This window comes from Shimia gijangensis (assembly GCF_900142085.1).
GTDB lineage: Bacteria > Pseudomonadota > Alphaproteobacteria > Rhodobacterales > Rhodobacteraceae > Shimia > Shimia gijangensis.
This window is the reverse complement of record NZ_FQZQ01000027.1, coordinates 18475-43315: the sequence shown is the minus strand read 5'-3', so window position 1 is coordinate 43315 and position 24841 is coordinate 18475. Positions and strand designations below refer to the sequence as shown.

At 55.4% G+C, this 24841-nt stretch carries 20 protein-coding genes and 1 pseudogene; 4 read left to right on the top strand and 17 right to left on the bottom strand.

Translation table 11 applies throughout. The features are described 5' to 3' along the window. Window positions 1-10 precede the first annotated feature (10 nt). Together BUC32_RS21150 and BUC32_RS17800 are read left to right on the top strand one after the other, a co-directional pair. Window positions 11-136, top strand: coding sequence for a hypothetical protein (locus BUC32_RS21150; RefSeq protein WP_281249005.1), 126 nt, complete (start codon window positions 11-13; stop codon window positions 134-136). Window positions 137-201: 65 nt separating this feature from the next. Then, complete coding sequence (locus tag BUC32_RS17800) at window positions 202-1221, top strand: IS110 family RNA-guided transposase (RefSeq protein ID WP_073256193.1); 1020 nt, start codon at window positions 202-204, stop codon at window positions 1219-1221. A gap of 380 nt (window positions 1222-1601) precedes the next feature. Here BUC32_RS17800 and BUC32_RS17795 read toward each other — a convergent pair whose 3' ends face one another. The 6 genes from BUC32_RS17795 to BUC32_RS17770 form a co-directional block, all read right to left on the bottom strand. Then, the gene (locus BUC32_RS17795) at window positions 1602-2780 is read right to left on the bottom strand and encodes an acyl-CoA dehydrogenase family protein (RefSeq protein ID WP_073256190.1); all 1179 of its coding nucleotides are present in this window, start codon (window positions 2778-2780) and stop codon (window positions 1602-1604) included. Window positions 2781-2976: 196 nt separating this feature from the next. Beyond that, window positions 2977-3990 carry an AraC family transcriptional regulator gene (locus tag BUC32_RS17790; protein WP_073256187.1) on the bottom strand — a complete coding sequence of 338 codons (1014 nt, stop codon included), beginning with the start codon at window positions 3988-3990 and terminating at the stop codon, window positions 2977-2979. Between the two features lie 128 nt (window positions 3991-4118). Further along, a complete protein-coding gene (locus BUC32_RS17785; protein ID WP_073256184.1) occupies window positions 4119-5303 on the bottom strand; it encodes an acetyl-CoA C-acyltransferase in 1185 nt (394 codons plus the stop codon). Continuing rightward, window positions 5300-7420 (bottom strand): 3-hydroxyacyl-CoA dehydrogenase NAD-binding domain-containing protein, encoded by a 2121-nt coding sequence (locus BUC32_RS17780; RefSeq protein WP_073256181.1) that lies wholly within the window; start codon window positions 7418-7420, stop codon window positions 5300-5302. The genes BUC32_RS17785 and BUC32_RS17780 overlap by 4 nt, the downstream gene beginning before the upstream one ends. 11 nt (window positions 7421-7431) lie before the next feature. Further along, on the bottom strand, window positions 7432-8118 hold the full coding sequence (locus BUC32_RS17775) for a dimethylsulfonioproprionate lyase family protein (RefSeq protein WP_073256178.1): 687 nt from the start codon (window positions 8116-8118) through the stop codon (window positions 7432-7434). Next, window positions 8115-9719, bottom strand: coding sequence for a fatty acid--CoA ligase (locus tag BUC32_RS17770; RefSeq protein WP_073256219.1), 1605 nt, complete (start codon window positions 9717-9719; stop codon window positions 8115-8117). Before BUC32_RS17770 ends, BUC32_RS17775 begins: the two co-directional genes overlap by 4 nt. Before the next feature lie 237 nt (window positions 9720-9956). On the opposite strand from BUC32_RS17770, the gene BUC32_RS17765 reads away from it, so the two are divergent. Next, entirely contained in the window at window positions 9957-10880 is a 924-nt protein-coding gene (locus BUC32_RS17765) for a LysR substrate-binding domain-containing protein (RefSeq protein WP_073256175.1), read from the top strand. Window positions 10881-10913: 33 nt separating this feature from the next. Here the strand turns inward: BUC32_RS17765 and BUC32_RS17760 are convergent, their stop codons facing one another. The 8 genes from BUC32_RS17760 to BUC32_RS17725 form a co-directional block, all read right to left on the bottom strand. After that, the gene (locus tag BUC32_RS17760) at window positions 10914-11972 is read right to left on the bottom strand and encodes a quaternary amine ABC transporter ATP-binding protein (RefSeq protein ID WP_073256172.1); all 1059 of its coding nucleotides are present in this window, start codon (window positions 11970-11972) and stop codon (window positions 10914-10916) included. A 12-nt stretch (window positions 11973-11984) separates the two neighbouring features. Continuing rightward, window positions 11985-13013: an ABC transporter permease gene (locus BUC32_RS17755; protein ID WP_073256169.1), complete on the bottom strand. Its 1029-nt coding sequence runs from the start codon at window positions 13011-13013 to the stop codon at window positions 11985-11987. A 67-nt stretch (window positions 13014-13080) separates the two neighbouring features. After that, window positions 13081-14052 carry an ABC transporter substrate-binding protein gene (locus BUC32_RS17750; RefSeq protein ID WP_058274113.1) on the bottom strand — a complete coding sequence of 324 codons (972 nt, stop codon included), beginning with the start codon at window positions 14050-14052 and terminating at the stop codon, window positions 13081-13083. Between the two features lie 728 nt (window positions 14053-14780). After that, on the bottom strand, window positions 14781-16460 hold the full coding sequence (locus BUC32_RS17745; RefSeq protein WP_139280777.1) for a primase-helicase family protein: 1680 nt from the start codon (window positions 16458-16460) through the stop codon (window positions 14781-14783). Beyond that, window positions 16370-17074 (bottom strand): hypothetical protein, encoded by a 705-nt coding sequence (locus tag BUC32_RS17740; RefSeq protein ID WP_073256163.1) that lies wholly within the window; start codon window positions 17072-17074, stop codon window positions 16370-16372. Before BUC32_RS17740 ends, BUC32_RS17745 begins: the two co-directional genes overlap by 91 nt. Beyond that, window positions 17071-17262: a helix-turn-helix transcriptional regulator gene (locus tag BUC32_RS17735; protein ID WP_073256160.1), complete on the bottom strand. Its 192-nt coding sequence runs from the start codon at window positions 17260-17262 to the stop codon at window positions 17071-17073. Before BUC32_RS17735 ends, BUC32_RS17740 begins: the two co-directional genes overlap by 4 nt. Window positions 17263-17333: 71 nt before the next feature. After that, on the bottom strand, window positions 17334-17858 hold the full coding sequence (locus tag BUC32_RS17730) for a hypothetical protein (protein ID WP_139280776.1): 525 nt from the start codon (window positions 17856-17858) through the stop codon (window positions 17334-17336). A gap of 73 nt (window positions 17859-17931) precedes the next feature. Continuing rightward, window positions 17932-19080, bottom strand: a complete 1149-nt coding sequence (locus BUC32_RS17725) for a tyrosine-type recombinase/integrase (RefSeq protein ID WP_073256154.1) — start codon at window positions 19078-19080, stop codon at window positions 17932-17934. 157 nt (window positions 19081-19237) lie between these two features. Between BUC32_RS17725 and BUC32_RS17720 the strand changes: the two are divergent. Next, window positions 19238-19827 (top strand): annotated as a pseudogene (locus BUC32_RS17720) (IS6 family transposase); the annotation flags it as partial. A 175-nt stretch (window positions 19828-20002) separates the two neighbouring features. Here the strand turns inward: BUC32_RS17720 and BUC32_RS17715 are convergent. The 3 genes from BUC32_RS17715 to BUC32_RS17705 are packed head-to-tail and all read right to left on the bottom strand — an operon-like array spanning window position 20003 to window position 24834. Then, window positions 20003-20206, bottom strand: coding sequence for a hypothetical protein (locus BUC32_RS17715; RefSeq protein WP_073256151.1), 204 nt, complete (start codon window positions 20204-20206; stop codon window positions 20003-20005). Next, window positions 20203-22755 (bottom strand): oxidoreductase, encoded by a 2553-nt coding sequence (locus tag BUC32_RS17710; RefSeq protein WP_083599390.1) that lies wholly within the window; start codon window positions 22753-22755, stop codon window positions 20203-20205. The genes BUC32_RS17715 and BUC32_RS17710 overlap by 4 nt, the downstream gene beginning before the upstream one ends. A gap of 21 nt (window positions 22756-22776) precedes the next feature. After that, window positions 22777-24834, bottom strand: a complete 2058-nt coding sequence (locus BUC32_RS17705; RefSeq protein ID WP_073256148.1) for an oxidoreductase — start codon at window positions 24832-24834, stop codon at window positions 22777-22779. Between the last annotated feature and the right edge of the window lie 7 nt (window positions 24835-24841).

Sequence of the window (24841 nt, the reverse complement as noted above, 5' to 3'; positions counted from 1 at the left end):
AGCGCAGCGAATGTCTGCAATCCTCTCCTATTTTCAGTTCGTGCTGATTGCAGCATTTGTCGGTTTGGGCTCAAACCTGCCGTTAGCTGCGTCCTGCACTAAGGTCTGCTATGCGGATGGGGTGGATGGCTCCTGAATCAAACGGCGTCGCAATGCGCCATAGTGCAGCTGCTATGAACTGCTTATGAGAGGAGCCACCCAATGCATATTACAACAATCGGCCTAGATTTGGCCAAGAACGTTTTTCAGGTCCACGGTATTGATGAGAATGGCGAAGTTGCATTCAACCAAGCTCTGAGACGGGCACAAGTTCTGGCATTCTTTGAACGCCTTGAGCCATGTCTGGTCGGCATTGAGGCCTGTGGAACGAGCCACCATTGGGCACGAGAACTGATCAAACTGGGCCATAACGTGAAGCTAATCCCACCAGCCTATGTGAAGCCCTACGTCAAGCGTGGTAAATCTGATGCCGTTGATGCTGCGGCCATTTGTGAAGCGGTGACGCGCCCAACGATGCGGTTTGTCGAAGTGAAGACCCCGGAACAACAGGCGATACTTTCTGTCCACCGCACGCGCGATTTGATCGTGAGGCAGCGGACACAGACCATCAACATGCTACGGGCACAGCTTGCCGAGTTTGGTATCATCTTGCCGCAAGGCATTTATCACGCACTGCAATTTGCCAAAGACTGCATAAATGACGAACCGCTCAATCTGCCAATGGACGCTCAAGAGGTCGTCTTCGATCTGTGCGACGAACTGCTGTTCCTACACGCCAAGATTCTGCGGCATTCTCGACATATGACGCGGATTGCCAACAGCGAGAAACGCGTTGCGTTGCTGCGAACGATACCGGGTGTAGGACCAATTACAGCGTCAGCAATCGTTGCGACGGTCGGTAGTGGCAAGCAGTTCAACAACGGCCGAGAGTTCGCCGCTTGGCTGGGACTGACACCGCTTAATAGATCAAGTGGTGGAAAGGAACGCCTGGGTCACATCTCGAAGATGGGTGATCAATACATACGCCGATTATTGGTTCTCGGTATGACCTCCCGCATCCGATCCATCAGGTTAGAGCCAGAAAAATTTGATCCATGGCTTGCCGACATCCTCTCACGCAAGCCCAGCAGAGTGGCCGCCGTTGCCATGGCCAACAAAACTGCCCGTATGATCTGGGCTGTGCTGACACGGAATGAGCCTTACAAAGTGAGAACGGTTTAACTGACCAACGAAACAATAGGAGTTTGCAAGACCAATGAAGTGATGGAACTTTGTCAGCCCAAAAACCAAGACACCCCGAGCTTTGTCCAGAACGCTTGCTGTTCGATATGCGGAATGGGACTTGGTTGGTGGAAACCATCAGGGCCAGCGGCCATGTGCGTCGCGCGAACAGGCCGAACACAAGACTGCTTCTGACAAAACGACGATCACAAAAAGGACTTGCAAAAAGGGAGCCATCCACACAGGACAAAGGGTGAATCCGCTGCGTTTGCACCAAGGTCTGCAATCTCGAGTAACCGGCCGCACGTGTGCGGCTGGACTTTCGACTTTACCGATCTCAGAGGAGATTTTCAGGTTGGTTCCGCTTCACCGGGGGATGTTCAGCCGGTTTCACCAAATCCTTTCGGTACTGGCAGATCAGGCAAGGTCGCCGCTCGTTTTTGCAGGGCCCGCCCAATGACCACGCGGCTGATTTCGGTTGTCCCGTCCACGATCCGCAGCATTTGTGCGAGGCGGGACAAACGGTCCAGACCATAAGGCTGCAGCAGACCCATGCCGCCCAACACTTGCGTACAGGTGTTCGCAGCCTTCACTGCGGCATCTGGCACAAACCGTTTGGCATGGGCGGCCATCAGTGGGCCCTCGGGCGTGCCGAGCGCCTCTGCCGCTTTGCGATAAAGCAGCTTGGAGGCTTCAAGATCGGTGGCCACCTCGCCCAGCATCCACTGGATCCCATCCAGATCGAGGTTCTTGCCGCCAAACATCTTGCGGTTCTTGGAATAGGACAGCGCCGTATCCAGTGCAGCTTGCATCAATCCACAGCATCCTGACGCAATCGACACACGGGCGATATCAATCGCCATGAGCGAGCCTTGCAGGCCCTGACCGATCGGCAGGATGATGTTGGCCTCATCCACCACCACCTTGTCCATGTACATCTCGGCCAGAGGCAGGAAGTTGTAGGACGGGGTGTCGTAGAGCGGGCCAAAGCTGAGGCCCGGCGCATCGGCGGGAATGGCGATCATCGCCATATCCTGGTGGCCGGGCTCATTGCTGGTTTTGACCACGGTGAAATAGATATCAGCCTCGGTCGCGAGGCTGACCCATGCCTTCGCACCGCTGATCGTCCATGTGCCGTTGTCATTGATCACGGCCCGCGAATACATGTTTGTGGCATCCGATCCGGATTGCGGTTCGGTTAGCGCAAAGTTCGCCAGTTTGCGCCCCGAAGTCAGGTCCCGCGCCCACTTTTCCTTAAAAGCATCTGTGCCATAACCGCAGCCCGCGAAGGTGCAGATGTTATGCATCGACAGGGCAAAGGCATAGGCACCATCGCCCAGTCCCAGTTGTTCATAGACCTGAATGCCTTGCGCCAGCGGCAAGCCTTGACCGCCAAACTCCTCGGGGGCGTAGAGGCCGGTCAGGCCAGCGGCTCCGGCCTTGTCCGACGCATCCCGGGGCCATGTCTTTGCGGCGTTCCAGGCGTCCACATTGGGCGCGATGACCTGCTCGGCGTGGTCGCGTGCGGCCTGGAGTATGGTGGCGAGTTTGTCTGACATTGGCGGATCCTTTCAAGGGTGATTATTCTCAGATGACGCCACAACCCGGCAATCGCGGATGGCCGGATTGATGAGCTATCAAGGCGAAACGTCAGATGAGAGTGCTTTTCTGCAGCAAGATTTAGCGAGCTGGCCCGCTAAGCTCTATCTCGTGTGCTGACAGATCATTGTCCAAAAGTGACAAAATCAGATCATGTTACCTGCGACGGTAGGAACTTGGCGTGCTGCCGGTCCAGCGTTGAAAGGCCCGGTGAAAATTGGCCGCCGAGGAGAAGCCGACATCATGTGCGATGGCTTCGACGCTTTTGCGTCCTGCCTGCAGGTCGCGGATCGCGATGTCGCGGCGCAGGGCGTCCTTTATGGCCTGAAACGATGTCCCATCGGCGTGCAACCTGCGGATCAGGGTGCGCGGGGTCATGTGCATGGCAGTTGCTGTCTGGGTCAGGGTCGCCGCGTCCCATCCTGTTTGGCCCAGATACGTACGCACCCGCAGCGATTGTGTGTGCTCCCGCGACGAGGTGAAGATCCAGTCCCGCGGCGCGTTTTGCAAAAACCGGTCAAGATCAGCTGTGCTGCGCGCCTGCACTGGACCCAGTGCATTCGGATCGAACGAGATCGCGGTGGCGGGCTGGCCAAACTGAAAGGGTGCGGGAAAGATAATCGCGTAATCGAGATCAAAGTCCGGGCGGTCAAACGCGAAATCAACGCCCCTGACCGGAACCTCATGCCCGGCCAGCCAGGACATGAGCCCATGGGCAAGTTTGAGGATCAGCATATGCCCAAACCGCTGAATGGGCACGTCGCCTTGCGGGTTCAGGGTCAGCACCAAAGCGCTGTCAGTATCATCCAGATCGAACTGGTAATCATCCAGCAGCAGGTTCCAGAAGGTCGAAAACCGGTAAAGCGCCGATGGCAAGGATGTCGCTTCGCGCACTGTCGTCAGAAGATGTTGCAGGGCCCTCGGCCGGATTGGTCTGCTCCAAAGCCCCATCATCTCATCACCGGTCTGGGCGGAGGCAAGTTGATAGAGGCAAACAATCTGATCCAGCGTGACGCGACCATTCGGCGAGCGCGTATCCGCGTTCAGACCGGACCGGCTAAGCAGCGACGCCATCTGCGCCTCTGGGCACAGGGCACGCAGCGCCGCTAGCCAGTCATCGACAAACTGGCTGGAAACCGTGGAAAGGATCGTTGGCGTGACATTGGTCATAACGCCTTAGGAGGTATCACCAATTCCGGTCGACATGAAACGCAGGCTTGCAGATGGCGGCCTTCGCAGATGACAGAATGTCAATGTCTCAACCAGATAACGCTCTGCTTGAACTCATTTCAGTGGGGTCAGGCGACTTCGAACAACGCTGCGGCCCCCATGCCTCCGCCAACACACATGGAGGTCACCACGTATTTTACGCCACGACGCCTCCCCTCAAGCAGAGCGTGCCCGACTTGTCTCGCACCTGTCATGCCGTAGGGGTGGCCAATCGATATCGCACCGCCGTTCACGTTGTAGATTTCGGGATCAATCCCAAGGTGGTCGCGGCAATAGAGAACCTGGCAGGCAAAGGCTTCGTTAAGCTCCCAAAGGCCGATGTCTTCGATGCGAAGACCTGCATTCTTAATCAGCTTTGGTATGGCATAGATCGGGCCGACCCCCATCTCTTCCGGTGCGTTTCCTGCAACAGCCATGCCGCGATAGATACCTAGCGGTGTGAGACCCTGTTGCTCAGCCATTTTGCCTTCCATGAGCACACAAGCCGAGGCCCCGTCAGAAAGCTGGCTTGCGTTTCCGGCAGTGATCAGTCCTCCTTCGACAACCGGGTTCAATGCCCCGAGTGTTTCGGCCGTCGTACCCGGCCGGTTGCCCTCGTCTTTTGACAAGGTCACCTCTTCCAGGGTTTCCTCTCCGGTTTCGCGGTTCTTGACCCGCTTAATCGCAGTGATCGGGACGATCTCATCTTCAAACGCGCCAGCGGCCTGAGCCCGGGCGGTCCGACCTTGGGAAAGTGCAGCGTATTCATCCTGGGCGTCACGACTGATCCCATAGGTCCGCGCCACATTTTCCGCCGTCATCAGCATCGGCATATAGGCATGTTCAGATTGGTCGATAACGTTTGGATCTTTCTCATCGCCCGCCCATTTCAGATAGGCATTCTGCAGGGTAGAAATATTTTCCTGCCCGCCTGCCACGGAGACATTCTGACCATCCACAATGACCTGCTTTGCGGCCGTCGCAATGGCCATCAATCCGGAGGAACATTGCCTGTCGATCGTCTGTCCTGCCACCGTATTGGGAAGGCCCGCCGCCAGCGCCGACAAACGGGCGACATTCATGCCTGCTGTCCCCGCCGTAAGGACCGATCCGATGACGACATCTTCGATCGAACCGGGGTCCACGCCTGCACGTTCAACCGCGTGCTGAATGGCGTGCCCCATCATGGTAGGGGATTTGATGTTGTTCAGCGCACCTTTGAAGGCAACCCCAATGGGGGTTCGTGCGGTTGAGACGATAACGGCTTCTCTCATGATTTTTCCTTTTTGGCATCAAAATGTGCGTCAAGTGTCACGCCCGAGGTTTCAAGTTGTTCCAGCAAAGGCGCAGGCGTGAACCACATCTCACCATAGGCACCAAGCGACTGCCGATAGTGGGTCATGCGTTCCAAAATCTGACTTAATCCAATCTCGTCAGCATAGTGCATTGGGCCGCCGCGCCAGTTTGGGAAGCCATAGCCATTGACCCAGATCAGGTCGCAATCACCCGGGCGCGTTGCAATGCCCTCTTCAAGGATCAAAAAGCCCTCGTTGATCAGGGGATAGAGACATCGCTCAAGGATTTCCTGATCGTCGATGTCCCTGCGTTTCACGCCATGCAGGTCCGCCAGTTCGGAACTGATTTGAACCATCTCAGGGTCTTCGACCCGTGTCCGTCCCTCGTAGACATAGCTTCCACGCCCGGTTTTCTGACCCAGTCGGCCCAGTTCAAACAACATGTCCTGCACGGCCTGGTATGTGGGGTCATGTGCGATTTCACTTCGCCGCTCCTGACGCACGCGGGCGCCCACATCGACCCCAGCCAGATCCGCCATCGCGTGAATACCCATGGCCATGCCGAAGTTCTCAAGGACGTCATCCACCTGTTTCGGCGTCGCCCCCTCAAGAAGCAGACGAGATCCTTCGCGAAAGTATGGCTCCAGCATCCGGTTTCCAACAAAGCCGTAGCACACGCCAACCGTGACTGGGAGCTTTCGGATCTTCTTTGCGACCGTGATTGCCGTTGCGATGACATCCGGAGCGGTCTTGACGCCGCGCACCACCTCCAGCAAGCGCATGACATTGGCCGGGCTGAAGAAATGGAGGCCAATCACATCCTCCGGGCGGGAGGTGACCGCGGCGATTTCATCAAGATCCAACGTCGATGTGTTCGAGGCCAGTATCGCGCCAGGTTTGGCGTGCTGGTCTAGGTTCGCGAAAATCTGGCGTTTGACATTCATGCTTTCAAACGCCGCTTCAATGATCAGGTCGGCCTCTGCGAGGTCGCCGTAGCTGAGCGTCCCGGTGGCGTTGGAAACGATGGTCTCTGCCCGATCGGCACTGAGCCGCCCTTTTTGGGCCGCGCGCTGGAAATGCTCCCGGACCATTTCCAGCCCCTGTTCAAGCGCACTTTGCGTGGTTTCCAGAAACGTGACCCGATACCCCGCCTGAAGAAAGGCGATGGCAATGCCGCGCCCCATTGTTCCGGCACCGATCACGGCAACCGATGAAATGCTACGTGGTTGGTCAGCACGGGTAACGCCGGGAACCTTGGTGCATTCACGCTCTGCAAAGAACAGATGCCGCCCCGCGCGCGATTGAGGTGTGTCGAGCAGTTCAGCGAAACCTGCCTTCTCTTGTGCCAACCCCTCGGCCAGCGGCATTTCGCACGCAGCCTCGATGGACACCAAACATCGTTCAGGGGCGACAAGGTTTTCGGACGTGTGCGCTATCTGGTCTCGGAAACCCGTCAGATATCCCTTCGGATCAGGGTGTGTGACGGTCATATCCGCGCAACTGCGTTTCGGATCGCCCTCATGGCTGACACGGGTGGCGAAACCCAAAACATGCGCGCGAAAATCCTGGTCGTTCTCAAATAGTGCGTCGACCAGCCCACAAGACAGGGCATATTCGCCTTTCACGGGATCACCCGAGAGGATCATTCGCGTTGCCGCTTCCAGCCCGGCAATCCGGGGTAGTCGCTGGGTGCCCCCGGCGCCTGGCAGCAGCCCCAGTTTGATCTCAGGTAGGCCCATCACGGCATTCGGCGTGGCGACACGGTAATCACAGGCAAGCGCGATCTCCAGCGCACCACCCATAGCGGGACCTGCTATCGCGGCGATAATGGGTTTTTTGCTGGTTTCAATCGTTACACACAGGTCTGGCAGGTCCGGCTTGTCCCAAACTGCCCCGGTACGGAACTCGACGATGTCAGCGCCGCCGCAAAAGAGCGGCAGAGCCGAGCATAGAACGATAGCTTTGACCTGTTCATCGGCGTCCAACTCGTGGATGGCCGAGGAAAGCGCCTGCCGCATCTTCAGGCCAAGAGCGTTCACTGGCGGGGCATTCAGCTCAATGAAAGCGGCACCCTCGGTGTGTTTAATGTAAATCATGTTTGGAAACCTCAATTGGACTGTTTGGCAAGATCCTGTTCGACCTCTGCCCAGTCGTCGAAATGGATTACATTGCAGGGTGAATGCACGTTCTCGAGCCAGACAAAGACCGAGATGAACGGTTGATCATAGACCCGGGTGGCGTGGGGATCGCCCGCTGCGTTCCAGATAAGTGATCCAGCCGGATAATCCTGCCAATCGCGAGTGCCAAACCGCCAACCCGATTTTTCGGACAGGTTCAGATAAAGCTCTGGCGCGTCGTGGTTGTGGTCGCGATACAGTGTCCGTGGACCCAGCATGAAAATGCCAAGGTTGAAATCGGGATGGTGATGTCCACATGCGTCTGGCCCAATCAGCAGAGTATGTAGGTTACACTTTGTGTATCCCTCGCCCAATTCGGCACCAGGGGGATAGAATTGGGCGTTGTCTTCGCGCCAAATCAGATCATCCTTGGCGGCTTTCAGACAACCTGCGATGTCCTGCAATTCGGGGGCGACAACCCCGTCGATGGCGTTCTTCAGAACCTCATCATGCCGGGTTCCTTGGGAGGGTAAGTCAATGAGCCTCTCGTCAGACAGGTCCATGGTTGCCAGCTTGTCCAACGTCAGATCAACGCCGCGCGTGGCAGCTCTGTGAGCCTGCAGATAGGTGACAATGGATTGAATAAGCGCCTGAATGCGACGTTGTTTGTCTGTCATGATTTTAAGTCCGAGCGCGTCGAAATATCTTGCCGCACGAGTTTCTTATCGAGTTTGCCGACGCTGGTTTTTGGAAGGCGGTCGACAAAGATTAATTCGTCCGGAACTGCCCATTTTGATATCTCACCTGCGTCGACACGCGACTGGATTTCTTTCATAACGCTCTGGCGTACAAGATCCGGGTCGGCATCCTTTGCGACTTGAGCGACCAACACTGGCCTTTCGCCCCACTTCGCGTGTGGCAGCCCGATCGCGGCGACGTCCTCGATGCCATCACAAGACGATGCTATGTTTTCCAGTGCCAGTGAGGATATCCATTCGCCGCCGGTCTTGATCACGTCCTTGAGGCGGTCAGTAACCTGCAACGATCCATTCTCGCGGATATACCCAACATCCCCGGTATGCAGATACCCACCGTCCCAAAGCGCGTCCGAGGCTTGCGCATTGTCCAGATAGCCTTGTGTCAACCAGGGAGCCCGAGCAACAACTTCGCCGGTTGTTTCACCGTCATGCGGAACGTCCTGCATATCCGGTGTCACAACACGAAGGTCGACAAGCGGGCCGGGAAAGCCGGTTTGCGCCTGCATCTCGGGGTCATTGCTGGACAAATCGGCCACCGTCAGAAACGGACAGGTTTCGGACATACCATAGGCCGCATGCAAGGATATGCCTGCCGCAGCAGCACGGTCTTGCAGACTGCGCGGCAAAGCGGCCCCGCCAATGATCACTTTCCATCTGTGCAGGTCAATTTGTGGGCAGTCCGGATGGTCGAGCACCATTGACAGAACCGTGGGCACGCAATGGGAAAAGGTGACGCCTTCGGCTGCAATCAATCCCAAGATTGTGTCAGGGTCATATCGACCGGGATAGACCTGACGCAGCCCCAGCATCGTTGCGGCATATGGAAATCCCCAGCCGTGGACATGAAACAAGGGTGTCAGCGGCATGTAGACGTCGCCGCGATGAAATCCGGCATTCCCGGGCCATGCGCCGAAACCTGCGATCAAGCCCAATGTGTGAAGGACCAACTGCCGATGTGAATAGCTCACCCCCTTGGGATTGCCGGTGGTCCCGGTTGTGTAAAACAAGGTTGCCGTTTGGTTTTCATCGAAGTCTGGGAAGTCAAAGCTGCCTAGGGCCTTACCTATCCACTCTTCATACCCTTCACCGTCTCCAATCGGTACAACGATGATGTCCCGATCAAAGCCCGATTTGATATCATCAATGAGCGGCATGAAGTCCCGATGAACAATGATCAGGTCCGGTTTGCCGTGGTTGATCGTATAAAGTACCTGCGCAGGAGACAGCCGCACGTTGATCGTGAAAAGGGTTGCGCCCATCATCGGGACCGCAAAAAAACATTCAAGATAGCGGTGTGTGTCCCAATCCATGACGCCGACGCGCATGCACTCACGTATCCCGCTGACCTTTAAAGAATTGGCAAGTTGGCGCACGCGTTTGCCCAAGTCCGCGTAGCTCAGCCGCATTTCGGTGCCGCTGACGATCTCTTGGCGGGCGGACGCAATGTTCGATCTGGTTAACAAGTGCTTGATCAGCAACGGATAGCCATATGCATTAGACGAAGGTGACAATGGTGGCATGAAGGTGGAATCCTTGAGCTTCTTCACCTGCTAATCTGGCATTTCTCGTCCAGTTGAAGAATTGAAAGGAATTTCCTTTCATCAAGAAATTCTAACCGATCACATCGCACCGCGAATTGCGTGCTACCCCCTGACAGGTTATGAAAAAGAGTATCTATACCCTGCTATATTCGCGCCCGTCGTCGGATAACTCTGCTTGAGGGTAAGCAGAATTGATTTCATCGAGGAGATGCAGCAATGACCACTCACATGCCCACGCTGGTTTCACTGCGCGCTTTTGAGGCGGTGGCGCGTCACAAGAGTTTCCGAAAGGCCGCTGACGAGATTTGTGTGACCCATGCGGCAGTCAGCCACCAGGTCAAAGCATTAGAAACAACAATCGGCGTTAAACTACTGGAACGCACAAGCCGTTCGGTCGAGCTAACACCGGCTGGCGAGCAGTATTACCCACCAGTACGCGAACACATTCAGGGAATCATCAAAGCCACTCGGCGCATCCAGACACCTGAGGAACCGGACGTGTTGCTTGTCCAGTCCTACGCAAGTTTCAATACAATGTGGTTACAGCCCAGATTGGCTGAATTTCTTCAGGATAATCCAGACACACGCGTGCGCATAGTCTCTACCTTTGAAGACGGTGATTATGACATGCACCGGTTCGATGTGGGCGTGTTCAATGCACCACCATTTGACAAACGGTTTGACTATAGCCCGTTGTTCGAAACCGATATCTACCCAGTATGTGCTCCGGAGGCCTTGAAAACCGCAAGCGGTGGAATGCCGCTGGAAGAGCTAAAAAATTACCTGTTGCTGAGTGTCCCAAACACATGGAATGAGCCGGATGACTGGGACTGCTGGTTGGATGCGGCGGGCTTAGATCGCGAAACGATGAAATTTGGCTCTGTTTTCGACAATTACCCGCTTGTCCGCGAAGCCGTTTTGAACAACAACGGAATGAGCATCTCAAGGGCACCGTTTTGCACGCGTGATCTTGAAAGGGGGCGCTTGGTCAGACCGTTCGACATTTCGGTGCCAGAGCCAGGCCGCTGGTATCTGGCGACGCAAAAAGAGCGTGCACCCAACCCCAAGCTCGATACATTTATCGACTGGCTGTTCGAACAGATCGAGGCCGACCCAGCCATGCGGTTCTTCCGGGCCTGATCTGTTGAATTACAGCTCTGCCGTCAGCGCGCGTCAGGACTGACGCGCACCTGCTTCGGAGGCAACACGAGGGACGAGAGCGCGAACCAGTTCGGTCATGTCCAGTGTGCCGACCGTCTGCTCCCCATCCTTGACAACATAGGCGTGTGACGTATCCCCGCCGGACCGCGCGATCATGCTTTCGAGCGTGTCGTTCACGTCCACTTCGCCATGGGCATCCGCGGGCACTTTGTCATCCCCAAGTGGGGTCATAACCGAGCGCACCCGCAGAACCCGTGCGCGGTTGATGTCGCTCACGAAGTCTTCGATGTAGGGATCGTTAGGGTTCAACAGAATATGCTGCGGCTCGCCCTGTTGTACAACAAAACCATCCTTCAAGATCACAAGGTGATCGGCCAGCTTCAGCGCCTCATCAAGGTCATGCGTGATGAAGATGATGGTCTTGTGCAGCTCTTTTTGCAGCTCGAGCAGCAGGTCCTGCATGTCGGTCCGGATCAGCGGGTCAAGTGCCGAGAAAGCCTCGTCCATCAGCATGATCGGTGTGTTTGCACTCAGTGCCCGAGCAATGCCCACACGCTGTTGCATCCCACCAGACAGCTGCGCCGGATAATGGTTCTCGAACCCGCTCAGACCGACGCGATCCAGCCATTTCGCGGCTTCGCGGTCGCAGGTGGCCTCGTCTTCGCCACGCACCGACAAGGGCATGCCTGCATTCTTCAGCACGGTCTTGTGCGGCAATAACGCGAACTTCTGGAACACCATCGACATCTTTTCCTGTCGAGCATGGCGCAACCCGTCCTCGGACAGTTGCATCACGTCCTCACCCTGCACGATGATCTCGCCCGCAGTGGGTTCGATCAACCGGTTCAGGTGGCGGATCAGAGTAGATTTCCCAGAGCCGGACAGGCCCATGACCACTGTGATTTCCCCCGCCTGCATATCGACGTTGATATTGTTGAGCCCCAACACGTGCCCGTGCTGCGCCAGCAATTCTTCCTTACCCATGCCTCCTTTGACATGCTGCAACACGTCCTTGTCGCGGGCGCCAAATATTTTATAGAGCCCGGACAGGCGGACCATTGGTTGTGTCATTGAACCGGCTCCTTAATGTTTGACTTGGGTCTTATCGACCCGTGTGAGAGCTGCCTTGGACACGCGGTCAAGGATCACGGCCAGCAGAACAATGCCGATGCCAGCGACGATGCCCACACCCAGTTCAAGGTTTCGGATACCGCGCAACACGTTCACGCCAAGGCCAGGGGCCGAAACAAGAGAGGCGATCACGACCATGGCAAGGCTCATCATGATGGTCTGGTTGATCCCGGCCATGATGTTCGGCAGCGCCAGCGGCAATTGTACTCGCATCAGTTTCTGGCGGTCATTCATGCCAAAGGCATTGGCCGCTTCGATCACGTCCTGATCTACAAGGCGGATGCCCAGATCGGTCAGGCGGATCACCGGGACGATCGCGTAAAGGATGATCGCGATCCCATAAAGTTTCGATTCCGTGACCGAGAACAAGAAGATTAGAGGGATCAGGTACACGAAGGTCGGCAGGGTCTGCAGCAGGTCGAGTAACGGAACCACGCTTTTTTGCAATCGGTCGGATTTCGACATGGCAATGCCAATGGGCACACCGAACAGCACCGATATCGTCGTACATACAAAGATGATCGACAGAGTCTGCATCGCCACATCGTAGTGGTCTACGACAGCCAGCAGCATAATCGAGACGGCGACAAAGATCGTCACAGGGCGCGAACGCGAGGCGTACCAGGAAATCGCCACCAGAAGCGGGACCATGATGAACCACGGCATCGCTTCAAACAGCCAAAGTGCGCCATCCAACATCCAGCTCAGTGGTTGTGTGATCGGGTCCAGAACAGTTTTCAGGACCGGTTTGGCTGCCAGAAACCCTTCTTCGATCCCGTTGGTTACATCGCGCGACTGCCATATGCGGTTGCAGCTTTCATGCAGATTATCAAACGAGGGAATTGGCATGAGCGGTCCAGAGGCCTCTTCTCCTCCTGCTTGCGCCGCAAGGTCCGCCAGCGAAAGAGGCGCTTTATCGTCTGACGTGCCACACCATTCGCTCAAACCCAATGCGCTGAATAACTTGTCATAGAAGGCCATTTATCCCACTTTCCGATCTACTTCAGTGCGTTAGGGGCATCGCTGAGGATGCCCCTGTCCGTGCAGTTTACTGCAGCAATGCGGAAAGTTTGTCGCGCGCAGCATCGTTAAGCCACGCCCCCCAGACATCCTTGTAGGTCGTCAGAAAGTGCACAGCACCTTCATCGTAGGAGGCATTGTTGTCCTCGACCCATGCCAGCGTTTCGCCCATCTGTGCGTTGGTGAAGGACAGATTTGTCATCAGGTCAGACACTGCTGCGTTTTCGGCCATGAATTCTTTCGACAGAACTGTAACGACTTCACTGCGGGGGAAGGCGCTCATTTCTGGCGTCGCGCATTCCGCTGTGATGTTGCAGGCGTGCTTTTCAGGGTCATGGGGGCCCATATCGACCAGGGTCATCGGGTATTTGCCCAGTACCGATGTCGGTGCCCAATAAAAGCCGAACCACGGCTCTTTGTTTTCGTAGGCGGCAGCGATCGAAGCCGCAAGGGTTTCGCCTGATCCATGCACGAAGTTTTCAATGCCTGCATCAATCAGCCCGCCTGCCTTCATCAGGTTGGTGCTGACATTCAGACAGGTCCATCCCTCGGGGCAATTGTGAAAGCGATTTCCGACGAGTTCGGGGTTGGCTGCGATGCCTTCAATTGTTGCCAGTTCCGGATGCTCCTCCACAAGGTAGTTCGGAACAAAGAACCCTTCGACACCGCCATCTGACAGAACTTCGGTCACAGGAATGATTGCACCTGAGTCAACCAGCCCTTGGTAAGCCGGCGCGCCGTTTGTCCAGATTTCAGTCAGAATATCGGGCTCTCCTGTCTCGGAAACGGATGCCAGCGCAGGGTTGCTCGAGAGCGGAACCGTGGTCACTTCGCAACCATAGCCTTGCTCCATCAGAAACTTCGAGACCGCGGTCACAATTTGCGCTGACCCCCAATCGGCCTGCATCAGTGATACTTCACCGCATTCGTTTGCCTGGGCCGCCGAAGCGGTGATTGCCGCAGCAAATACACACCCGAGACCCGCTGATATCTTGAACATTTCTTTCCTCCTTGTCATCGGCGAAACAGGGGCAGAGAAACGATCCAAGCCAAAATTCGCCTTGTTTGTAGCGAAGAGTTGTACCGACAGGTCTATGAGCAAAGAACTGAAAAGAATTTTGAATCATGTACAGTTGTTTACAGGTGGAGAGATGAAGCCAGGCTCGAATTTAGCGACCTTCGTTCCAACGAAAGCTTCTTAGATGTAAATCCATAGGTGGCTTATGCGTGTGTATAATTGCCTCTTCTCAAGAGTCGGCAGGAGGAGTGATCAAACCCGGGGACGTCCGTTCTGTGCTCATCACGCCCATTCGAACCAGCTGCAGCATCGGTAGATTCGGCTCAGAGCAGACGTTAGCTGCAAGCTGTTCGAAAGTCGGCATTGGGCCGATTGTGTTCTCTAATCTATCAATATTCTTTCTCACTGTGTGGGCGGTTTTACGTCTGAGGTTGCCTTGGTTCTCTTCGAGCTCACTGGCTCATGATGGGGTTGGCTGGGTGTGGATCGGCAAGGTTGAAACCGCGATCAGATTGATAGTCTGCTCTGTCGCTACAAAATCGGCGCCGTGTTCCACGCCCTCCCTCGGGCGTCTTCCGATGTGGGAACTGTGATGTAGGAATCCTCGTTGTTGTCGTTCTAGTAATTCTTACGCGATCTGGAAGTCAGCTGGTGGCGACTTGTCCCAAACCTCTCATCAATCATCGACGCCTCGCCGGTTGCGTGACCAGTCACGTGACTTGAGTTCCAGGAGGAAGGTCCTCATTTGTGGCCACATACTGGTCGACATTGTAGTTGGCACGATTGTGCTCTGGGCGACAAAACAAACGCGGCCGCGTTTTGTCTGCGTGAACAGGTCTGGGTGAGCGGCCATGTTTGTACGCTTTGCACTTTTCAAATCCAATGTTCCTAATTGCTTCGCTGAGTCTATTCTGTGAAATTTTTCGGTAGCCCTGTCGCTCTAACAACTCCTTGGCCTTAGCACTATTTAACCAACCACCCCTGAAGCCCGAAAACTCCTGGTCAATCGCTTCCAAGAGTTCTTGTTCCCAAGGTCCAAAAGAAGAGTGTATCGCTTCATGTGTTGTCGTCGTATTCGGAGCTCGCGTACAGTCACCCAGAGGATTGAAACGTTCGTCAAGCGGCATCTGGTGCAGATACGTCGCCACAATCGCAAACCCACCATCGCGGGCCCAATCCCAGAGGTCTGCAAAAAACCGACCGTCCATACCATCCCGGAAAAGATCAGTTGCATTTTGTTGTGCGGTAAAGAAAATCGCATATCGGCGGTCATCCTTGGTCTTAATCACAGCGTCCTTGTGGTTGGTGCAGAATATCCAATTGGTCAGGTTGTCACCCATACGTTTGTCCGTGCGCATTCCGCGGATTTCCACACGGTCATTGGTGATGTATTTCTTGAGGCGATCCAGTTGTTCCCGGTGCCCGGACATTTGAATTTCCTCAACACCAATCAGCAGGTTTCCCTCAAGGTACGTGTTGTACTTTTCGTTCATGTCTTCCGGATTAGGGAAGTGCGACATGTGTGATCCAACAGCATACGCCATGCACCGCAAGAGGAATGTCTTACCATTACCTTCTGCACCCTGTAGCACGAGCGCCCACTGAAACTTCTGACCGGGGTTTTGAACCATTGCGGCACACCATGTCAAAAAGATTGATCGGTCTGTTGGATCCGGCAGCATTTTCTCAACCAAAGTCAGGAACGGTGTGACATCGCCTTCGGTCGGTTCCCACTCGGGCGCGCGGAACGTGTTTACTGCATCGTCACGTATCTCACCAAAGGGTCGATCTGGTGTGAAACATTTGTATTTCGCCATTGGGAACCTCTTGCACCTGTTCTGGGTAAACGCTTCCCAAGCGTCTTTGGTTGGCCGGGCACCATCGGCTTGCATCTGAAACTCGTGGCCACCGTATTCGACTTTGAATTTATCAGGCGGTAAGAGCGAACCGTCCGGTGTCATAATCTTGTGATCCTCTCTGACGTACACACACCCTTCGAAGTGCTGATCCTGATCGTAAATCGTCAGATACCCGCCCGAACCAGCATCGAGAACCTCACCGTCAATCGTCGCACCCGGTACGACGCCGGGTGGTGTCACAGGCGCGGCACCCGGTGGTACGGCGAGCGGTGGCTTACTGTAAACCGCATCACCGACACTCGCCGCACCCGTCACACTCGCCGCACGATAGTCAGCACGGTTCAGTTTCTTCTGATCTGGACGCGTTGTGGCGAGTGGTGATTGTAGCCACAAGCGTTCCATGCGTGCTCGATCCTTGCCTGTCCAGAATGCGAGGTGTGTCAGCAATGCTGAATCTGCACCGGATCGATCAAACGCGTCGTCACCCTCGGTCGGAAAAACCGTGCAAGTGCATCTGCGTTGGCGTTCCATAGGTCTTTGAACCGAGCCTTGTTGCCGAACGCGACCGCTGCTGACCCTTTGGCGTCCATCGCCATGCGCAACAGTGTCTCATCGTCTGACGGTCCAGTATATTCCGGCACAGGTCCTTCCTCGGGCAATGTGGACGTCTCTGGGCGAGGTGTTAAGTTGGCCCTCAACTGTGCGGACCAATCTATACCAATTTCACCCTGCATCTGCGATCCGAGCGCAACGTATCGTTTGCCTTGATAGAACTCGATGCCGTTCTTACGATTGTAATAGTGCTCGCTTAGACCCGCCTCGCAGCATCCCCAAAAGTGATATCCTGTGCCGGATCGTGAGATTTCCACAGCGGCACCGGGCAAAATACCCGACCATTTCTTTGCGAGTTCGTTTGGTGTGCCCGTGATCGGATCACGGCAACCATCGATGTCGACGATAAAATATGGATCGTTTTCGGTGATGACAAAACCAACCCCGAATCCTGTGGTCGCAGCAATTGCGTCCGCTTCCTTGTGTGTCATCCATGCGCTCGGTTGATGCGGGTCAACCAGCTTACCTGACGCATCACACGGTTCTTTGTTCTGGTTGTGCAGCACGTACTGCGCTTGTGTCGGATAGGTCATTGTACGTTACGCAAGGTGTCGATGTGCTCCTGCAGCACAATTTCGATCTCGTCCCGAACCCAACGGGTCGAACCACCTATTTTCAGGGGCTTCGGGATCACACCATTGCTGGCATAATCCCACACTGTGGAAACCGCGATACTCAACATTGCGGCGACTTCACGGTCTTTCATTAGTTCAAGTGGCATGAGAGATTCCTTCTTCGATCCGGTCTTTATAAAACCGATACTGACGGAATCCTTTTGCGAGCGCTAAGACACTACTTTTCAGCTTTTTTTAGAGCGTGGTGGATGACTTTTCGGTCTTCCACGGAAGTACCATGCCTAGGGAAAAAGAATCTTTGAAAAAAGAGCTCTTGCTCTGTTGGCTCAGAGTTTTCATCCCAACGATTTGACTTATCAACCTCCAAACCATTTCGATTAAGAACGGCAAGAACCTTTCTGATGTATGCGAAAGTTGGTTCCTCTCCTCTTACAGTAAGTTCACCCGGCTGCTCAGCATTAATCAACTTGCGTTCTTTTCGAATGAGGTCTTGAAAGTCCTTCAATGTGGGAATGTTTTGCAAAACCATCTGGCGAATTACGTCGGGATCACTTGGTTCATCCCCTTGCTTTTCGGCCGAAATTTCACGTTTCACCTTTCGTTCCATCTCATGGAGCGAAACTCCCTGCCTATCGTTTTGGGCCGCGTGAAAGTTAGATATTACCTGTGCGATTTCTGCCTTGTCTTCCGGGGTGGCGATTAAACCTAGCCGCGCCCACCAGTTCTCCTTATCTAAGATCACAGCGTGGTTCTCCAAGAAACAAGCTGTGCCGGTATACGGGAAAATTCTAGGCGTTGGTCCCTTGTGTGCCACGTCAGGCACCTCCCGTCACATGGTCTGCCCAACTCTGCATCAAGTCTCGACGCTGATCGAGGTAGTCGGTCCTGCGATAAGCTTGTTCAACTTTGCCGCCAACGGAATGGGCTAAGGCAATTTCAGCGACCTCACGTGGTGTGTCGGTCGCTTCGGCACACCAAGTGCGGAAACTTGAGCGAAACCCATGTGGGCGTTCCTCCATCTCCCGGCGCTTCATGATGCTGGACATGGCTGCGTCTGAGATCACCGAACGCCGGTTCCAGAAGAAGAAGCCGTTACGTTGCCATGTTCCCGCAGCGTCCAACAACTCCAGGGCCTGACAGGGCAGGGGAATCCGGTGTTCCTTACCTGCTTTCATCCGATCTGCCGGTATGACCCAGACGTCATCCTGTATTTCACTCTCGTGGCAGAACCGTATCTCGCTTGTTCTGGCGGCCGTCAGGATCAGAAGACGCAAGGCAAGGTTGCCAACGGAGGGTTCCGACAGGGAGGTGTAGAAAGTCGGTACGTTTCTCCAGTGTACGGCAGGGATGTTTCGCGTGACATGCCTTTGCCTGCCCAAGAGCGCCTTGGCTTTCTCTACGGCTTGGATATCCACATCTAATCCCATCGCGGCCGCATAGCGTATCACGATGTCTAGGCGGTTCATGGCCTTGCGAGCCGTGTGAACCTTGTCGTGCCAGATCGGGATAAGTGTATTCCTGATATCCTGTTGGTCGATCATCTCGATCGGAACCCGGCCAAGCTTGGGTAGCACATGCATGTTCAGTGGCGATAACCAGCGCCCGGCTTTGCCATCGCCCTTTAAATCTGCCTTCCTTGCACGGAACGCCTGATCAGTGATGCTTGCCAGAGTGTGGTCTTCGCGCTCAGCTTCCCGGCGAATGCGGGCGCGTTCCTTGATGGGGTCTTTATTGGCGCGGACAACAGATCGCCAGCGATCTGCTTCTTCTCGTGCTTCTGCAAGGCTGACATCCTGCAACCCACCGAGACCCATTTCGCGGCGACGCCCATGTACAGTGATCCTAAGAAACCACTGCCCACCACCATCGGGTCTTTTCTGCAGCCAGAGTCCACCTCCGTCATTGTATTTGCCCGACTCAAGATGCCGGATCTGCAACGCTGTAAGTTTGTTTCTGGCTCTCATTATACCCACCTGATTATCCACCTTTAGAAGGTAGGTTGCATCGGTCTGGAAGGGAAGGCATAGGAACGATTATTCTTTTAACTATATAACCTTAATATAAACTTCATAGGACATCAGACTGTATCATATTGGAACACCGTGCTGTCTGACAGCACCCGAAAGAGGTATCGACGTGAGCCACGAAACCATCCGTTTCTGATGGAACAGTTTTGGCCCACTGTTCGCGACCGAAATTTACAGAAAACGGGCCAGTCGAATGCGATGTTACTCGAACTGGCAATGACACCTGGATGAAGTTTTTGAAAAATCTATGGTGTCCAGCATTACCTTTGGCGTGCGGTCGGTCACGAAGGCGAGGTGCTGGAAGGCTACGCCAAAAGACGTCGTAATCGCACCGCTGCCCTAAAATTCTTGAGAAAAGGTAATGAAACAGTATCGGCGACCGGAAACCATCGTGACCGACAAGCTACGATCTTATAGGGCCGCGATGAAGGTCGTTGGCAACACCTGCTAACAGGAAGCTAGGCGTTGGGAAAACAATCGCGCTGAAAACTCACACTTCCATTTTCGACGGCGAGAGAGGGCATGCAGCGCTTCCGTAAGAGGCGAAGTTTGCAGAAATTTGTTTCCGTTCATGCTTCTGGTTTCAACCCCTTCAATCAGGAACGCAGCCTTTCGAAAAGATGCTATTTCAAACTGAATCGCACCGCCGCTCTTGTCGAATGGTGCGGTCTCTGCACGGCATAAACGACAGCTCTACTGGCCTAGTGGAGACGAGTTCAAATTAGTCTGAAGTCACCGCTACAATTTTCGAGCGAATTTCGGGCTGGTTTCAACTGCTGCTGTTTTGCGAAAGCTGACCAAATATCGAGTTTTACCCAATCCGCAATTGGATTGGAATGAGAGAGGCAGCCTCACAGGTTTAATCTGACAATGCCTCTTCACTTACTTTTTTCTGGGCTGCTTTCATCATGCCTTTGTGGCGAGCTGTACAACTGTCACATGTTTCGTCCTCCACCTGTTGGAGCGCAAGCGGTGCGTCGTCCTTAGCGAGAAAACGAAATCCCATCACCACGACAATCGTACAAACACCTGCGATGGCGAGATATCGACCCAAAGGAGTCATGAGATTCTGCCAAGATACGTGAGCATGGGCTTCTCGCTGGCCGGCAACCCGGCATTTTCGCGGTTGAGAAACGCGATGGCGGCCACCTCATGTTCTGTCAGAAGTTTGAGGCGCGGCAGATCTTCAGGCGGGGCCATCTGTTCTAACGCGAGAAAATCATCGACATAGCCGGGAAAGCTTCGGGTCATTTCGGCAATCTGATCGGCCCAGCTGGCCGAAGCCCTAGCGGCTTCGTCCCTCCCAGATTTCAAAAGGTCTTTATGGTCGCGCGGGGAGAGGCCGTATTTTTCGATCAACGGGCGCACGGATTGGGCCGCAAAGGCCTCAACTTCGGCAATGACGGTCATCTTGCGCCGGTTCTCAGGATCTTTCAGACGCTCGGCAATGGCGTGGAAATAGGCCTCGCCTTCGACTTCTTCCTCGTAGTATTTACACAGCGTTTCCAGATACCTGGTGGATGGTTTCTTCACCTTTGGAGCGTCTGATGTTTCGCCAACATCCACCCTATCGTGGCGCATTTGGTCGACGTCATAAGGTGCGCCCAGCTCTCGCGCATAGCGGTGCCCGGCATAGGTTGCCGCCGCCACAACCGCAGGGGCGTCACAATCGCCGATCTTGCCTAGGCTAAAGGGCAGCGCGTCAATGTTGCCATCAACGCTGGCCAATAGATCCTGGTAAAGCGCATCATTGGGTGTGCGTTGCGTGACCATCACCAGTGAGGCGGCTCTGATTTTTTTGCTGTTGCCACTGTATTCGCAGACCAGCGTGGCGGTGGCGCCGTCGTAGCTGTCCAACCCATGGCTCAGTTCAATGCCGACACCCAGCTTCATCAGGCTCGTATGAATGCGCCAACGTTCCGAGGTCTGCTCGGTCCAGGCAGACACCTTGTCTGCGGGAGTTGCGATGATGACGTCGAGCCCGGCCTTGGTCAGTGTCTCGGCAATCACGCCGCCCATGTAGTAGCTGTCTTCGTCATAAATCAGAACCGGACCTTTGGTTGGCAGGGTGCCATCCATAATATCGTCGGGCGTAAAGATATTGATGTCGCTGCCTTCGGGCGCAACCGAGCGATAGGTCGTCCAGTCAAACCGGGTCTTGTTCCACTTGGCGCCAGTGGCGACGACAACGTGATCCGCTTCGACCGCCATGACGTCTTCGACACCTAGGGGGCTTTCCAAGAACACATCGACGTTGGCCATTTCAGCCATGTCTTGCTGTCGGTAGTTCCGGACACGCGCGTATTCGCTCATGCCGATAAGGGCAGATTCGCGTGTCACGCGCCCACCCAATTCGCGCCCAGCTTCGGCTAACATCACCTCATATCCGCGATGGCCAAGGGCGCGTGCTGCCTCGAGACCAGCGGGTCCCGAGCCTACGATCAGAACCTTTTCATCCGCGTGCTTTGGTTCGATTTTTTCCGGGTGCCAGCCTTTGCGCCACTCTTCTCCCATCGTCGGATTCTGCGTGCAGCGAATGGGCGCCGCGAGGCTGTCGCCCGCATAGCACATGTTGCAGCCGATGCATTCGCGGATCGAATCCACCTGACCGTTCTTAATCTTGTTGGGCAGGAACGGGTCGGCAATCGACGGGCGTGCTGCGCCGATAAAGTCGGTGACGCCGCGTTTGATTTGGCTGGCCATCGTGTCAGGTGAGGTAAAGCGCCCAACAGTGACAACTGGTTTGTCCGTGACGGATTTCACCCAGTCCATATAGGGTTCCAAAGGCGCCTCTTTGACATAGCGCGATACTCCCATCTCTAGCGAGTAATCGGCAATGTTGATGTCCCAGAGGTCCGGCGTGTTTGCCAGCATCTCGAACATTTCGCGGCGATCGCCAAAGATTGGCGTGCCATCTTTGCCAATTTCCTCGTCGGCCGAAAACCGCACAGCCACGGCACAGCGATCCCCAACAGCTTCCTTGGTGTCTTCGATCAACTCGCGCACAAAGCGCACTCGGTTTTCCAGAGATCCGCCATATTCATCGCCGCGTGTGTTCAGGGTCGGACTGAGGAAATTCGAAATCATGTAACCGTGGGTGGCATAGACATAGACGACATCAAACTCGGCCTCTTTGGCGCGAAGTGCCGCCTTGCGATGCCAGTCACGGAACATGCGGATATCGGTTTTGTCCATGGCACGCGTTTGAAAGGGGTGGCCGGCAGAGTTGGGATAGCTGCCCAGATCAATCCCCACTTCTCGCGTCGTGAGATTGGCGGTGCGAATACCGCCATACCATAGCTCGGCCCCGGCAAGGCTTCCGTGCGCGTGGACCTTGTCTGTCATAAGCCTGTGCGCGCGAATATCGCTGTCGTTCCAAAGTGATGCGCAAGGATTTGGCGTGTCGTCAGAACTGGGATGGATTGAGCAGTATTCGGTATTGACCACCCCCCAGCCCCCTTCGGCTTTGACCCCACGCATATGGGCCAGAGTGCGGGGGCGCTGCCAGCCCATTCCGGTGCAGTGCGGCACCTGATAAAAGCGGTTCGGAGTGATCACGGGGCCGATTTTCATCGGTTGGAACAAGATGTCATAGCGGGGGTCGCGCGTCATGGCACTCTCCGGTTCATGAGATTAGTCAGTGGCGAGGGCAGGGAGTTCACGGCGAAAGGGGACGCCTTCGATTTTCGGTTCGTTCAACTCGCGCGCATATCGGTGGCCGCTGTAGATGGCAGCGGCAATGGTGCTGGGTGCGAGGCAGTCGCCAATGCGGGTCAGGGATTTGCATGCCTTGTCCGCACCGGCTGCCAACAGATCGTTGTACAGCGTTTCGCGGGGTTTTCGCATGGTCGCCATCACGACCGAAGTCGCCGGCAGGGTGGTCTCGCGCCCCGTGTACATGCAGCTCAGCGTGACCTGTTCCAAACCGATATGGGCGAGGTTCTGCAAGGGAACGATCGTCACACCCAGATCGATCAGGCGGGCCTGAATGCGACCTTGTTCCATGGTGTTGTGGGTCCAATTCGACACGTCTGGTGCAGGTGTGACATAGGTCACCTCTACCCCGGCAAGGCGCAGTTTTTCAGCCATGAGGCCGCCGATATAGTAGTGGTCGTCGTCGAACACCACGACTGGCCCCTGCGGCAGAGCACCGGCTGAAATCTCATCTGGCGTGAGCACGCTGGCCCCTTCGTCGCGGGCAATGGCCGTGTGGTTGTGCCGCCCGATCCCCGAAGAGCACCAGTCTGATCCCGTGGCCAGAACCACGTGATCGGCTTCGAACTCCATCACCTGCTCGGCTGTCAGATCGCTTTCGCAATAGACGTTCACATTGACCATTTGGCTGATCTGATATTGGCGGTAATCAGTGACACGCCCCCATTCATTCAATCCCGGCAGTTTGCTTTCGACGTTGACCCGGCCGCCTGTATCGCTTTGGGCTTCGGCCAGTGTCACCTCGTAACCGCGTGCGCCCAGGGCGCGGGCGGCTTCCAGACCGGACGGGCCACCACCGACAATCAGCACGGTTTCGTCGCTGGTCTTGGCTTTGATTTGTTCAGGATGCCAACCCTTGCGCCACTCTTCTCCCATGGTTGGGTTCTGGGTGCAGCGCAGCGGCACGGCGCGGAAATCACCGGTGACACACATGTTGCAGCCAATGCATTCGCGGATGTCCTCAATCCTGCCTTCTTTGACCTTCTTGGGCAGGAACGGATCAGCAATCGAAGGCCTTGCGGCACCGATCAAGTCTATGTGCCCGCCTTTGATCAGCGACACCATTGCATCTGGCGAGGTGTAGCGCCCCACGCCAACCACGGGCTTGTTCGTGACCTTTTTCACAAAAGATAGATGGCTGTCCTGATGGCCCTGTTTTTCAAATCGCGAGGTTGATGAATCAAACGGCCAGTCGCCAACTTGCACGTCCCAAAGGTCCGGGATATCCGCCAGCATACGCACAACATCATGGTTTTCACTGTCGCATTGGTCCCCGTTCGGGCCTGGCACCAGCGTCAGGCCAAAGCGGATGGCGATGGCGCAGCGGTCTCCCACGGCGTCTTTGATGTCTGTCAGGGATTCCCGCAACAGCCGCACGCGGTTTTCCAGAGGCCCGCCGTATTCGTCCGAGCGGTCATTGCGCCCCTTTGAAAGGAAATGCGCAAAGGTCGTCATGTCATGGCCACAGTAGAGATAGACAATGTCAAATCCGGCCCGTTTGCAACGCAGGGCCGCATCTACATGCATCTTGCGGAAATCACGGATGTCGGATTTGTCCATGGCGCGCACATTGACCGGGTCCAACAGATCCGTTGGCCGTGCAGAGGGCCCCATGGGTATCTCGCGGCTGTACATGTTGCTCGCGCCGCCGCCGAGATGCGCCAGCTCTGCCCCGGCCAAAGCCCCGTGCGAATGTACGCCATCGACCATCTTGGCGAGGATCGGGATGTCGGCGTCATCCCACAGGCGGGCTTCGGGGATCGGGCTGAGTTCCGAATTGTGCGAGATTTCCATCTCTTCGGTGTTCACGACACCCCAGCCGCCCTCGGCCTTGATCCGGCGCATTTCGGCCATTGAGGACGGATAGCGATAGCCCATCCCGTTACAGTGGGGGACCTGAAAAAAGCGGTTCTTTGCAGTGACTGGGCCGATTTCCACGGGTTCAAACAGCACATCATAACGAGGGTCGCGGGGCATTGTGGTC

Coding starts and splice junctions, on each gene's coding strand:
- BUC32_RS21150 (WP_281249005.1), top strand. CDS start 11: ATGTCTGCAATCCTCTCCTATTTTCAGTTCGTGCTGATTGCAGCATTT.
- BUC32_RS17800 (WP_073256193.1), top strand. CDS start 202: ATGCATATTACAACAATCGGCCTAGATTTGGCCAAGAACGTTTTTCAG.
- BUC32_RS17795 (WP_073256190.1), bottom strand. CDS start 2,780: ATGTCAGACAAACTCGCCACCATACTCCAGGCCGCACGCGACCACGCC.
- BUC32_RS17790 (WP_073256187.1), bottom strand. CDS start 3,990: ATGACCAATGTCACGCCAACGATCCTTTCCACGGTTTCCAGCCAGTTT.
- BUC32_RS17785 (WP_073256184.1), bottom strand. CDS start 5,303: ATGAGAGAAGCCGTTATCGTCTCAACCGCACGAACCCCCATTGGGGTT.
- BUC32_RS17780 (WP_073256181.1), bottom strand. CDS start 7,420: ATGATTTACATTAAACACACCGAGGGTGCCGCTTTCATTGAGCTGAAT.
- BUC32_RS17775 (WP_073256178.1), bottom strand. CDS start 8,118: ATGACAGACAAACAACGTCGCATTCAGGCGCTTATTCAATCCATTGTC.
- BUC32_RS17770 (WP_073256219.1), bottom strand. CDS start 9,719: ATGCCACCATTGTCACCTTCGTCTAATGCATATGGCTATCCGTTGCTG.
- BUC32_RS17765 (WP_073256175.1), top strand. CDS start 9,957: ATGACCACTCACATGCCCACGCTGGTTTCACTGCGCGCTTTTGAGGCG.
- BUC32_RS17760 (WP_073256172.1), bottom strand. CDS start 11,972: ATGACACAACCAATGGTCCGCCTGTCCGGGCTCTATAAAATATTTGGC.
- BUC32_RS17755 (WP_073256169.1), bottom strand. CDS start 13,013: ATGGCCTTCTATGACAAGTTATTCAGCGCATTGGGTTTGAGCGAATGG.
- BUC32_RS17750 (WP_058274113.1), bottom strand. CDS start 14,052: ATGTTCAAGATATCAGCGGGTCTCGGGTGTGTATTTGCTGCGGCAATC.
- BUC32_RS17745 (WP_139280777.1), bottom strand. CDS start 16,460: ATGGAACGCCAACGCAGATGCACTTGCACGGTTTTTCCGACCGAGGGT.
- BUC32_RS17740 (WP_073256163.1), bottom strand. CDS start 17,074: ATGACCTATCCGACACAAGCGCAGTACGTGCTGCACAACCAGAACAAA.
- BUC32_RS17735 (WP_073256160.1), bottom strand. CDS start 17,262: ATGCCACTTGAACTAATGAAAGACCGTGAAGTCGCCGCAATGTTGAGT.
- BUC32_RS17725 (WP_073256154.1), bottom strand. CDS start 19,080: ATGAGAGCCAGAAACAAACTTACAGCGTTGCAGATCCGGCATCTTGAG.
- BUC32_RS17715 (WP_073256151.1), bottom strand. CDS start 20,206: ATGACTCCTTTGGGTCGATATCTCGCCATCGCAGGTGTTTGTACGATT.
- BUC32_RS17710 (WP_083599390.1), bottom strand. CDS start 22,755: ATGACGCGCGACCCCCGCTATGACATCTTGTTCCAACCGATGAAAATC.
- BUC32_RS17705 (WP_073256148.1), bottom strand. CDS start 24,834: ATGCCCCGCGACCCTCGTTATGATGTGCTGTTTGAACCCGTGGAAATC.